This window comes from Metaplanococcus flavidus, from assembly GCF_042675885.1.
In the GTDB taxonomy this organism is placed as follows: domain Bacteria; phylum Bacillota; class Bacilli; order Bacillales_A; family Planococcaceae; genus Planococcus; species Planococcus flavidus.
The window spans coordinates 318,063-330,173 of record NZ_JBHTKI010000008.1; the positions used below are offsets into that span (position 1 = coordinate 318,063).

Here is a 12,111-nt window from a genome sequence, read left to right on the forward strand (position 1 = left end):
TGCTTTAACCATTATGTCGGTGATAAGCCATCTCTTTTCGATCCTGCATAACTTTTGCAGTGATTTCTTCTGCATTGTCGTTTTCATTGCGCAGCCATTCATAGAAGACCAGCCAAATGAAAACGGTAAACACTAATTCCTGTATGATTTTCATTGTTATACCGCCCGTCCGCTGATCCTCAATTAGAGACATTGAAGAGAATAATTCGGGTCCGGACAGATTCAATTGGGATAAAGTTCCGATCGGCACACATAAAGCCATCGCCTGCAACCATGCATCCGCATCACTGTAAGTTGCATAGAATGGGGCATCACTGAAGATGATCAACGCACATGCAGGCGTCATCAAAACACTTAAGGCAAAAAGAAAACCGAGTTTCTTCAAGCCGTGGAATTTGTGCATGCCCTCCAATTTATTGACCAGTGGCCACCAGTAGAAAATCGCGAGAATGAAAAGGGTGCCGCTCATTAATGAATGGAGCAGCATGTCCTGTTTCACAAAGTCGAAAACCAACGGCAAATGGTACACTGAAAAGAAAATGCCAAATAATAATAATGCCAGCATCGGTTTTGTAAAAAAGAGGAATAGCGGTTTGATGATCGGCAGTTCGATAAACCATCTCCACAGCCATGTTGGAATACCCATGATCAATAGTGGCGGCACCAGCAGCAGCAGCAACGCCATCTGAACCATATGCATCGTAAACATGATATGGCCCATCAGATCAATCGGAGAGCCTTTTATGATATATAACAAAGCCATCCCTGAAACGAACAGCAGAGCTTCTTTCTGTTGCAAAGGTTCACTGTCTTTAAATTTCCCTCTCCATTTGACGGTGATGAAAAAATAAAGGAGTGTAATCAAGACAAGGGCTACTAAGTAATACGGACTCCATAAAGCCTGAAATCCGAAAATACTGATTGGCATGCCAAACATACCTCCTTTTCCATAAGTACCCTCATTATATAGCGGAAGCACCCGTATATCAATGAACGAATCATGACATTTTATCTTATCAAATATAAAAATCCCCTTCATCAAATATGAAGGGGATTTTCTGTATATTTTTTACCACCAAACGATTGTGACCAAAGCTAAAACCGTGATGAAAGCAACAAAAATACCACTGAACATGAAGAATGCAATTGTTCCCATGCCTTTATTGCTCAAATGCATGAAATGATACAGCTGAAGAACAACCTGTATCGCAGCCAATAAAAGAATGATTGGAACGATCAGATAAGTAGAGAAGCCTGCCGCCACCATTGTGAAAGCAATCAATGTAAGGAAAATCATGATTGCAAATGACGTTAATTGGTGGCGCATTTCAGTCGTTCTTTTCTTCTTAAGGAATTCGTGCTCTGAATGTGATCTGATTTTTTCTGGTGTATCATGTGCCATATTAACCGATCACTCCCATCAAATAGACTACAGTAAAGATGAATACCCATACTACGTCAATGAAATGCCAGTAAAGTGCAGCAAGATAAAATTTAGGTGCATTATACATATTCAAACCGCGTTTTGAATTTCGGATCATTAACGCGATAAACCAGCTGAGACCGAACAATACGTGAGCACCGTGAGTTCCGACCAATACAAAGAAAGCGGAACTGAATGCACTATGCGTAAATCCGAAACCTAAGTGGACGTAATGATTAAATTCATAAATTTCAAGGCCCAGGAAAGTTATTCCCAGCAATACGGTTATGCCCAACCATGCCTGCATGGCTTTGAAATTATGGTTCTTCATATGGTGCATTGCATAAACACTCGTCAATGACGATGTCAAAAGGATCATTGTCATTGCGAATACCAGCGGAAGTTCGAATAATCCTGCTGCTGTAAATTCAGAACCTTGTGGCCCTTTATCTTTTAAAGCCAGATAAGTGGCAAAGAGTGAAGCAAAAGTTACAGTTTCAGCAGCCAGAAGCAACCAGAAGCCGACGAACTTATTTTTACCTTCCAACGTTGCCGTTTCTGGATGATCTGGCCATGATTGAGCGGTGTATCTCTTATTTAGGTCCATCGGTGTTGCCTCCTCTCTTAGCGTCTTCGATCAATTCTTCTTTCGTGATGTGGAATCCTAGATCGTCTTTCAACGAACGGACCAGCATCGAACCGAAAGTGATTCCAAGACCGATGATCAATACTGCCAATGCCCAGGGCTTAGTATCATCAAGGAAGTAAAGAGCTCCGAATGCTGCAACGAACATCCCGAATGACATGATTAATGGAATAATCGAACCGTTTGGCATATGGATGTCCTCAAGTGGCTCTGCATAAACCATGCCTTCTTTATTGCCTTCCATTTTTTCGATCCAGTAAGTATCAAGACCGCGAACCAATGGAGTTTGAGCAAAGTTATAGAATGGCGGCGGCGATGGTATCGCCCACTCCAACGTACGGCCGTCACCCCAAGGGTCATTGCCGACACGTACATTTTTAACAGTAGTCAATACTATGTTGACAAGCAATACAAGAACACCGATTGCCATAAAGAACGCACCAATAGTACTGATTAGGTTGAATAGATCCCAGCCCTGGTCAGCATTGAATGTGTAAACGCGGCGTGGCATACCAAACAATCCAAGGAAATGCTGAATGAAGAATGTCAGATGGAATCCGACGAAGAAGAACCAGAATGTAACCATTCCTAGTTTTTCGCTCAACATTGTTCCGAACATTTTAGGCCAGTAAAGATGTGTACCTGCCAGAAGCCCCAATACGACCCCGCCTACAATTACGTAATGGAAGTGAGCGACGATAAAGTAAGAATCGTGCAATTGGTAATCGAGCGGCGCGATGGCCTGCATAACACCTGTTACTCCGCCAGCAACAAATGAAGGAATAAAGGCGATTGCGTAAACCATTGCTACGCTGAAGTGAATGCTGCCTCCCCAAATTGTCAGCAGCCAGTTAAAGATTTTAATACCAGTTGGCACAGCAATGATCATTGTCGCCAAGGCGAAAACTGCATTTGCAGTTGGTCCAAGACCGACGGTGAACATATGGTGAGCCCATACCATGAACCCGTAAAAGCCGATTAAGATAGTAGCAAATACTATTGCTGTATAGCCGAACAGGCGTTTTCTCGAGAAAATCGCAAAGATTTCAGAGAATATACCGAATGCCGGCAATATTAAAATGTAAACTTCCGGGTGACCGAAAATCCAGAATAAGTGCTCCCAGATAATCGTATTCCCCCCCATGTTGACTGCGAAGAAGTTCGCACCGAACAATCGGTCGAATATCATGAAGAACAATCCGATAGTAAGTGGTGGGAAAGCCAATAGAATCAAAGCTGAAGCGACAAAAGTCGTCCAAGTGAACAATGGCATTCTCATATAAGTCATACCCGGTGCACGCATATTGATAATCGTGACAAGGAAGTTAATCCCCGCTATCAATGTACCAAACCCGGATATTGTCAACCCAAGTGAATAGAAATCGATTCCGTGGCCTTCAGAAGCCAAAGCGAGCGATGCGTAGTTTGTCCAGCCTGCATCAGGTGCGCCGCCCATGAACCAAGAAAGGTTCAGGAAGATTCCCCCGAAGAAGAAAAGCCAGAATCCCAACGAGTTCAAGAATGGGAAAGCTACGTCACGCGCTCCAATTTGGAGTGGCATAATGGCGTTCATAAACGCCAGGAGCAAAGGCATGGCTGCCAGGAATATCATGGTTGTACCGTGCATGGTGATAATTTCATTATATAATCCAGCACTCAGGAAATCATTTCCTGCTTTCATCAGTTGGATCCGGATCAACATCGCTTCGACTCCACCTACAAGGAAGAAAAAGCCGCCTGAGATTAGATAGAGGATTGCGATTTTCTTATGGTCTACTGTTGTCAGGTAATCCCATAAAATAGCGCCAATCCCTTGTTTTTGAGCTAAAGAACTCACACTGTATACCTCCTTTTTTACACTCTGACTCTATTATTCCTCAACAGTCAGGCTCATCAGGTATGCTGCAAGAGCATCCAATTCCTCTTCGGAGAATGGTTCTCCACCGTTGTTTGTTGCACCGTCAGGCATTAAGTTTCCTGGTTTATATTCTTGTGGATTTTCAATCCAGTTTTTCAAAGTTTCTTCATCATGTTCCAAATATCCGGCAATACGGTTGCGATCGCCGAATGTTGCCACGTTCGGCCCCGACATCCCCGCTGGACCAGTACCGGAAACTGCGTGGCAGTTGATACAGCTGTTGCCAAAAATTTCTTCGCCGTCTTGAGCAAGCGTTTCAGAAGCAGGTTCAGGTTCTTCCTGCATTGCAGCTACCCATTCGTTAAATTCTTCACGTTCAAGAGATTTAACTTTGAAATCCATCAATGCATGTGAAGGGCCACAAAGCTCCGCACATTTTCCATAGAAAACTCCCGTTTCAAGTTCTGAAGAGGGCTTGTCGAATTCAAGATAGAATTTATTGACGTTTTCCGGGTTAACATCAAGTTTACCACCTACTGATGGAATCCAGAAGGAGTGCTTGATATCTGCTGAGATTAAATTGAAGTAAACTCTTTCATCGGTTGGAACGACTAATTCCTGTGCAGTTACAATCCCCTGCTCCGGATATTCAAATTCCCACCAATAAAGGTAAGCAGTCACATTAACCGTAAGATGGTTTTGTTCTCCTTCTTCATTTACAGAATCCATCGCTGTAACATCAGCCAAATCAAAGGTTGAGTAGACTGTTGGAACAGCAAGGATTAATAGAAGTACAATCGGCACAGCAGTCCAGATAAACTCAAGTTTCGCGCTGCCTTCAACTTGCTCAGGAATCATATCATCCCCAAGTTTCGAGCGGCGGAACTTAACGATAGCCAGAACATAAATGATCGATACCACTAGAATTACGAAAATCATTACAATAGATGACAAAATCAGAAGATTGAATTGATCCTGCGCCACCTTACCAGCAGGGATCAGAGTCGAAACCTCTTCACGCCCACAGCCCGACAGAAAGACGAGCAATGCTGTCATCAATGCGAAAAGACGCCAGTTAGTAAGTCCTTTCATCATAGCTTTTCTTACCCCTCTCTCATTTTAAAGTTTTAAGTATTGGAAATTAGACGAATACGGCAAATATGATCATCGCGACGAATAGGATCGTCATGTAGTTCAGTGAATAAATGAACATACTTTTCGCCCATTTCAGATCATCTTTCACTCCAAAGCCACGGATAGCAAGTATGAGCCAGCCGAGATTCAAAAGTGTTGCTAAGATGAAGAAGCCTGTTCCCAGTTCCGGTAAAAGAAATGGGAGTGGAAAAAGGAATATAACCCAAGCCAGCATAGACTTTTTCGTCCGGTGGAAACCTTTCACCACCGGCAGCATCGGGATATTTGCAGCACGGTACTCTTCCGTCCGTTTCATAGCCAGTGCATAAAAATGCGGTGGCTGCCAGATGAACATGATCAGAAACAGTGCCCATGCACCAGTTCCCAGTGTCGGTTCAACTGCAGCCCAGCCGATTAGCGGCGGAATGGCACCTGAAATGCTGCCGACAATTGTATTACTGACATGCTTTCTCTTGGACCACATGGAATAAAGGACGACATAAGCCAGAATCCCTGCTATTCCCAGTACCCCAGCAGAAACAGAAGCGGAAAACAAAAAGATTTCGCCTAAAACTATGAAAGAAACGGCGAGTGCCAAAACAGCTGATGGTTTAAATCTCCCCGTCACTGTTGGCCGCGATCTCTTGCTCGCCATCAATGGATCGATATCCGTATCAATATAATTATTCATGGCAGCAGAACCCGCTATGATCAATGCTGATCCGACCAGGGTGTAGACGAGGATGTCCATATGCTGCAAAAAATTTACGCCAGAAAATTGAAACGCCAGCCACAGCCCGGTGAAAACCGTAATCAGGTTTGAATTGACAATCCCAATTTTTATAAGTGCCAAAAAGTCTTGGACAAAGCTGGTTGTTTCAGGAGTTTCATGCGTTTCAGCAGACAAAGACCGGCTGTTTGACATTAAACCTCCTCCTTTCAAAGTTGTAAGCATAGTCCGCTAACCATAACTATATCTAAAATCCAGCCCTATTTCTACATATAACTGAAATTTCCCGATAAAAGCTATGTATATTAGTGAGTTAGCCTCAAATGCACTCTCCTTATCATACAACATGGGACCATCTTTTTTTATGGTGAAAGATAATAGTTTTTGAACAGTTTGTGAAGGTGGCAATTTATATGTCCAAATATCGAAAGTTTCCGCTATTACTGATTTTCCGTTGTGTTTTAGGCTGATTTTCGCTATTATCGAATATGCAGGTTACGGACGTTTAATTGTATTTTCATATAGAAAAAGTAGGTGGCTTTCTTGCAGCAGAATAAATATATAAAGTTATTTGCAGTTGCAGCGACAATCGGTATGCTCTTCATCCTTCTGGGTGGAGCGCTTGTCACCAAAACTGACAGCGGAATGGGCTGCGGCCGGCACTGGCCCGGTTGCAACGGCCAACTGATTCCGGACGTCATCACCGCCGAAGTGCTGATTGAGTTTTCTCATCGTCTAGTTACAGGCGCTGTCAGCATTCTGATTCTGATTCTCGCTATCTGGGCCTGGAGAAAGTTCGGCCACGTCCGCGAGACGAAATTTTTAGCTGTCACTTCTGTTTTCTTCCTGGTTCTTCAGGCGCTTATCGGGGCCGCACAAGTATTATGGGGGCAAGGTGATTTCATCCTTGCGTTGCATTTCGGCATCTCTCTCATATCATTTGCCTCGGTCCTCTTGCTGACACTCCTCATATTTGAAGTGGATCGTAAATTCGAAACTGAAAAGCTTCGGATTGGGAGGAAGTTAAAATTTCACACAATCGGTGTGGTGTTGTATTCTTATATCGTAATTTATACAGGCGCTCTTGTACGCCACACAAATTCAAGTTTAATTTGTTCAGATTGGCCACTGTGCCGCAACGACTCCTTTGCGCTGCCTTCCAATATGTATGAATGGGTTCAAATGGGACATCGTGCCGCAGCTGGCCTGATCGTTATCTGGATCGGCATAATCATGTGGCATGCCATAAAGCACTATAAAAACCAGCGGGTTATTTACTGGGGCTGGATCATTGCATTCACCATCGTCATGATGCAGGCAACCACGGGGATGCTTGCCGTTCTGACCCAATTAAATCTGGCTGTTGCTTTATTGCATTCCCTGTTTATCACATTATTATTCGGCTTATTGTGTTATATGGTGCTTTTAGTTTCACGAAGCTACGGCAAATCATAAAAAAGACAGCGGCGCACAGGATGCGCCGCTGTCTTTTTTAAATTTTTTCCATTTCGATCAACAAATCGCCGGTTGATATGCCATCTGCTGCATTGACATGGATCTCCGTTATTGTTCCATCAAATGGAGCCTGTACCGTCGTTTCCATCTTCATCGCTTCAGTGACCAACAGGTGGTCTCCCCTTCTAACTTTAGCTCCTCTTTCAGCCACAACTTTCAAGACGGTTCCCGGCATTGTAGCCGCAATATGACTTTCCTGGGTAGGGTCGGCCTTCGGTTTTGCGGCACTGTCGGTTTCAACAGTCATATCTGTGATGCTCACTTCACGAGGCTGGCCGTTCAATTCAAAATAAATCGAGCGTGTACCGTCTTTTTGCGGTTCTCCGATTGACACCAGTTTGATGATCAGCGTTTTCCCTTTCTGGATCTCCACTTCGATTTCTTCACCAAGTCTCATTCCATAAAGGAAAGTCAGCGTGTCGAGAACGGATACATCGCCGAACGTTTTATTCGTCAATGTATATTCTTCGAAAACTTTCGGATATAACGCATATGCCAAAAGCTCATGGCTGGTAACCGGCCGATCGAGCTTTTCGAAAAGCATTTTGCCAATTTCATCAAAGTCCGCCGGTTCGAGCAATTCACCCGGACGCACAGTAATCGGCTTACGCTCTTTTAAGATTACTTTTTGTAATTTTTCAGGAAAACCGCCATGAGGCTGGCCGATATACCCTTCAAAAAATTCGATAACCGATTCCGGGAAGTCGATCGATTCCCCGCGTGTGATTACCGTTTTTTCATCCAGATCATTCTGTACCATAAACAAAGCCATGTCTCCGACAACTTTTGAAGAAGGTGTAACTTTCACAACATCACCGAAAAGCATATTGACGCGTGAATACATTTCTTTCACATTTTCCCAGCGCATGCCGAGGCCGACCGCTTTGGCCTGCTGCTGCAAATTGCTGTATTGTCCGCCTGGCATTTCGTGCACGTAAATCTCAGAATGCGGGCTGTTCATGCCACTTTCGAAATCACCGTAGTATTTACGGACATCTTCCCAATAATGCGAGAGCTTTTCAGCCGCCTGTATATCCATTCGAACTTCACGTCCACTGCCGTTCATTGCATAATAAAGCGAATTTGCACTTGGCTGGGATGTCAGACCCGCCATCGTTCCAAGAGCTGTGTCAACGATATCAACGCCTGCCTGGATCGCCTTCGAATACATATAAATACCATTACCACTCGTATCGTGTGTGTGAAGATGAATTGGCAGGCTAACCGTATCTTTCAGTTCAGAGACCAGTCGATAGGCCGCTTCCGGTTTCAGCAAGCCGGCCATATCCTTGATGGCCAGAATGTGAGCTCCTGAAGCCTCCAGTTCTTTTGCCATATCTTTATAATATTGAACTGTATATTTATCTCTGCTCGGATCCAGAATATCACCAGTGTAACAAATCGCCGCTTCAGCAATCTTTCCGCTCTGACGAACTTCATCGATGGCCACTTCCATTCCTTTAATCCAGTTGAGGCTGTCAAAAATACGGAAAACATCAATTCCGGCCTCACCGGATTTCTGAACAAAATCACGGATGACATTATCCGGATAATTTTTATAGCCTACAGCATTAGCTCCACGGAAAAGCATCTGCAACAGAACATTTGGCATCTGCTCCCGCAACTTGATCAAACGCTGCCAAGGGTCTTCTTTGAGGAAACGGTATGAAACATCAAACGTTGCCCCTCCCCACATTTCCATCGAGAACAGATCATGCTGCAAACGTGCCGTCTCTTTGCCGACCTCGAACATATCATGTGAACGAAGGCGTGTTGCGAGCAGGGATTGATGGGCGTCCCGGAACGTTGTATCCGTTAACAGAACGTCTTCCTGCTCATGAATCCATGCAGCAAGCCCATCCGCACCTCTTTCATCGAAAATCTGTTTTGTGCCGGGTGGCAAAGTTGTGGACAAATCGATTTCCGGTTTTCTCGGAGCCGCATGAATCGGTTTCTTTTTCTTTTCGATTCCGGGAAATCCATTAACTGTTACATTCCCGATATAACTCAATAATTTGGTACCTCTATCTTGTCGCACCGGGAATAAGAATAATTCCGGTGTGGTATCAATAAAGCTGGTATCAAATTCGCCTTTAATAAATTTAGGGTGCTTTACAACATTTTCCAAAAAAGGAATATTTGTTTTAATGCCGCGTATGCGGAATTCTTGCAGATTACGGTCCATTTTGCCTGCGGCTTCTTTGAAGGTCAAAGCCCAAGTCGACAATTTGACTAATAGTGAATCGTAATACGGAGAAATGACCGCTCCCTGGAAGGCGTTGCCTGTATCAAGACGTACCCCAAAACCGCCACCCGAACGGTAAACCATCAGCCTGCCGGCATCCGGCATGAAATCGTTGACCGGATCTTCAGTTGTTACCCGGGATTGGATGGCAAAACCGAATAACGGAATCTTATCCTGAGACGGAATGGCTATGACATCGCCGTGAAGCTCATGGCCTCTGGCAATATGGATCTGTGCATGCACAATATCGATGCCAGTGATCATTTCTGTTATCGTGTGTTCAACCTGGATCCGCGGATTTACTTCAATGAAAAAGAATTCATCATTGGAAACAAGGAATTCGACTGTTCCTGCATTTATGTAATCAATATTCTTCATGAGTTTTACAGCCGCATCACAAATTTCATTGCGCAATTTGTCGTTGATTGAATTTGACGGTGCTATTTCCACCACTTTTTGATGGCGCCGCTGAATCGAACAATCCCGCTCATAAAGATGGACAATATTGCCGGCTGTATCACCCAGAATCTGCACTTCGATATGCTTCGGTTTTTCCACAAATTTTTCCACGTACATTTCATCGGATCCAAAAGCGGCTTTGGCTTCGGACTTTGCCCGTTCATATGCCGATGCCAGTTCTCCGTGATTGCGTACAATGCGCATGCCGCGCCCGCCGCCGCCAAGAGAGGCTTTGATCATCAATGGGAAACCGGCTGTTTTGCTGAATTCTTCTACTTCTTTAAGATCGGCTACCGGTCCATCAGTTCCCGGAATAACAGGGATTCCCGCAGCAATCGCCTGTGAACGCGCTTTCACTTTATCCCCGAACATATCGAGATGCCTCGATGTCGGGCCAATGAATATGATGCCTTCTTCTTCACAGCGTCGTGCAAAATGAACATTTTCCGATAAAAATCCGTAGCCGGGATGAACGGCATCTGTTCCTGTATCCTTTGCAATACGAATGATATCTTCAATATCAAGATAAGCATCAATCGGTTTTTTCCCTTTACCCACTAAATAGGATTCATCCGCTTTATAGCGGTGATAAGAACCACTGTCTTCTTGTGAATAGATTGCAACTGTCGGAATTTTCAGTTCTGTACATGCGCGGAAAACCCTTATAGCGATTTCTCCGCGGTTTGCCACTAAAATTTTGCTAATTTTTTTCACAAAGCAGCACACCCTTTATTTTTTTGTTTTTTCATATTTGTAGAACATGGAGACATTCATTAATACTCCCATAGCTAACGATAACAAAATTACGGAAGTTCCGCCATAACTTATAAAAGGCAGCGTTACACCGGTCAACGGAATTATGCCCGTCAAACCGCCAAGATTTACGAAAGACTGTATCCCAATCATACTTGCTACGCCACCAGCAAGCATTCGTGCCAAAGGATCTTTTGTAGTCATTGCGATATATAGGCCGCGAAGTACGATGAAAGCCAATCCCCCTATGACGAATACTACCCCCAGGACTCCCAGTTCTTCCGCAATGACCGACATGATGAAGTCTGTATGCGGCTCCGGCAGGTAACCTAATTTCTGCACTGACTGACCAAGCCCTAAACCGCTGAGGCCACCAGAGCCGATTGCCAGATAGCCATTTACTATCTGCATTCCGAATCCAAGTTCATCTGTGAAAGGATTGAAAAAAGCCTCCAATCTTCCCATTCGCTTCTCAGTGAAAATACTATCCGACGCAAACAGCATGACCGGCCCGATGAACAGCATTGCTGCACCTATGACCATAGCTGCAAGTTTCATAAACGATTTAAATCTGATGCCACTCGCAGCCATAACTGACAGGCCTACTGCTCCAATAATCATCATTGAACCAAGGTCCGGTTCCAGAAATACGGAAACCAGTACCAGAGTGAGGATGATAACCGGCGGCATAATGGATTCGTTTAATTTATTTATATTGCCTTTGTTGTATTTATTGGAGAAAACGCCTGCAAGGTAGAAAATCATGCCGACTTTCGCCACTTCTGAAGGCTGGAGGTTTGCAAATCCCAATTCGATCCAACTTTGGGCACCTCCTCTAGTGGTACCGATAAAGTGGACAAGTATCAGGCTGATGAATACAACACTTAGGATGGAAGCCATCATCCATTTCTTGCTGAAATGCTTGTAAGGAAAAAAAGCTGCCAGAATAAATGCAGGAAAAGCTATGCTAAGGTTTCTGATTTGTTGTTTATAGAATGTGTCCGGCGGCCAATCGTAATAGTTTACCGCCCATGCCATACTCGCACTGTAAATCATAACCAGGCCAAAAAGCGTTAACGCAAGGTAGGCAAAAAGCAGAGGGTAGTCAAAATTAGCGGCGTACCGCTTTATGTATTGTTTCATATTCAAACCTCATTTAAATTTTTTAGTAGTATATAGGTTGAACTAATAAACCTGTAGTAGCCGATATTCCACAAAACAGCTTGCTAAGACTTTGACCGGAGCTTGCGAGGTCAAGTCTTTGCGATGCAGGAGCATGCTTATTTAACCCTATGCCCCTGGGCATCTGCGCTGTTTTGCTCCATATCTAAGATACCCTCTCAATCAA

9 protein-coding genes are annotated in these 12,111 nt (G+C 44.1%); 1 reads left to right on the forward strand and 8 read right to left on the reverse strand.

Annotated elements, in window-relative coordinates:
- Positions 1-4: 4 nt before the first annotated feature.
- The 6 genes from ctaG to cyoE all read right to left on the reverse strand — a co-directional run bounded on the left by ctaG (position 5) and on the right by cyoE (position 5,986).
- Positions 5-928: a cytochrome c oxidase assembly factor CtaG gene (gene ctaG / locus ACFQ1X_RS06555; RefSeq protein WP_144837581.1), complete on the reverse strand. Its 924-nt coding sequence runs from the start codon at positions 926-928 to the stop codon at positions 5-7.
- A 141-nt stretch (positions 929-1,069) separates the two neighbouring features.
- Positions 1,070-1,402, reverse strand: a complete 333-nt coding sequence (ctaF, locus tag ACFQ1X_RS06560; RefSeq protein WP_144837583.1) for a cytochrome c oxidase subunit IVB — start codon at positions 1,400-1,402, stop codon at positions 1,070-1,072.
- Position 1,403: 1 nt separating this feature from the next.
- Positions 1,404-2,030, reverse strand: coding sequence for a cytochrome (ubi)quinol oxidase subunit III (locus tag ACFQ1X_RS06565; protein WP_144837585.1), 627 nt, complete (start codon positions 2,028-2,030; stop codon positions 1,404-1,406).
- Positions 2,017-3,906, reverse strand: coding sequence for a cytochrome c oxidase subunit I (locus ACFQ1X_RS06570; protein WP_144837587.1), 1,890 nt, complete (start codon positions 3,904-3,906; stop codon positions 2,017-2,019). Before ACFQ1X_RS06570 ends, ACFQ1X_RS06565 begins: the two co-directional genes overlap by 14 nt.
- Before the next feature lie 33 nt (positions 3,907-3,939).
- Complete coding sequence (gene coxB, locus ACFQ1X_RS06575) at positions 3,940-5,022, reverse strand: cytochrome c oxidase subunit II (RefSeq protein WP_144837590.1); 1,083 nt, start codon at positions 5,020-5,022, stop codon at positions 3,940-3,942.
- 46 nt (positions 5,023-5,068) lie between these two features.
- Positions 5,069-5,986 carry a heme o synthase gene (gene cyoE / locus ACFQ1X_RS06580; protein WP_144837591.1) on the reverse strand — a complete coding sequence of 306 codons (918 nt, stop codon included), beginning with the start codon at positions 5,984-5,986 and terminating at the stop codon, positions 5,069-5,071.
- Positions 5,987-6,334: 348 nt separating this feature from the next.
- On the opposite strand from cyoE, the gene ACFQ1X_RS06585 reads away from it, so the two are divergent.
- Positions 6,335-7,246: a COX15/CtaA family protein gene (locus ACFQ1X_RS06585; RefSeq protein WP_144837593.1), complete on the forward strand. Its 912-nt coding sequence runs from the start codon at positions 6,335-6,337 to the stop codon at positions 7,244-7,246.
- Positions 7,247-7,283: 37 nt separating this feature from the next.
- Here the strand turns inward: ACFQ1X_RS06585 and pyc are convergent, their stop codons facing one another.
- On the reverse strand, positions 7,284-10,724 hold the full coding sequence (gene pyc, locus ACFQ1X_RS06590) for a pyruvate carboxylase (protein ID WP_144837595.1): 3,441 nt from the start codon (positions 10,722-10,724) through the stop codon (positions 7,284-7,286).
- Positions 10,725-10,739: 15 nt separating this feature from the next.
- Positions 10,740-11,906: an FtsW/RodA/SpoVE family cell cycle protein gene (locus ACFQ1X_RS06595; RefSeq protein WP_144837597.1), complete on the reverse strand. Its 1,167-nt coding sequence runs from the start codon at positions 11,904-11,906 to the stop codon at positions 10,740-10,742.
- Positions 11,907-12,111: the final 205 nt, after the last annotated feature.

Excerpts from the sequence above, each read along its gene's own strand:
- ctaG (WP_144837581.1), bottom strand. The coding sequence starts at position 928 with ATGCCAATCAGTATTTTCGGATTTCAGGCTTTATGGAGTCCGTATTAC.
- ctaF (WP_144837583.1), bottom strand. The coding sequence starts at position 1,402 with ATGGCACATGATACACCAGAAAAAATCAGATCACATTCAGAGCACGAA.
- ACFQ1X_RS06565 (WP_144837585.1), bottom strand. The coding sequence starts at position 2,030 with ATGGACCTAAATAAGAGATACACCGCTCAATCATGGCCAGATCATCCA.
- coxB (WP_144837590.1), bottom strand. The coding sequence starts at position 5,022 with ATGATGAAAGGACTTACTAACTGGCGTCTTTTCGCATTGATGACAGCA.
- cyoE (WP_144837591.1), bottom strand. The coding sequence starts at position 5,986 with ATGTCAAACAGCCGGTCTTTGTCTGCTGAAACGCATGAAACTCCTGAA.
- ACFQ1X_RS06595 (WP_144837597.1), bottom strand. The coding sequence starts at position 11,906 with ATGAAACAATACATAAAGCGGTACGCCGCTAATTTTGACTACCCTCTG.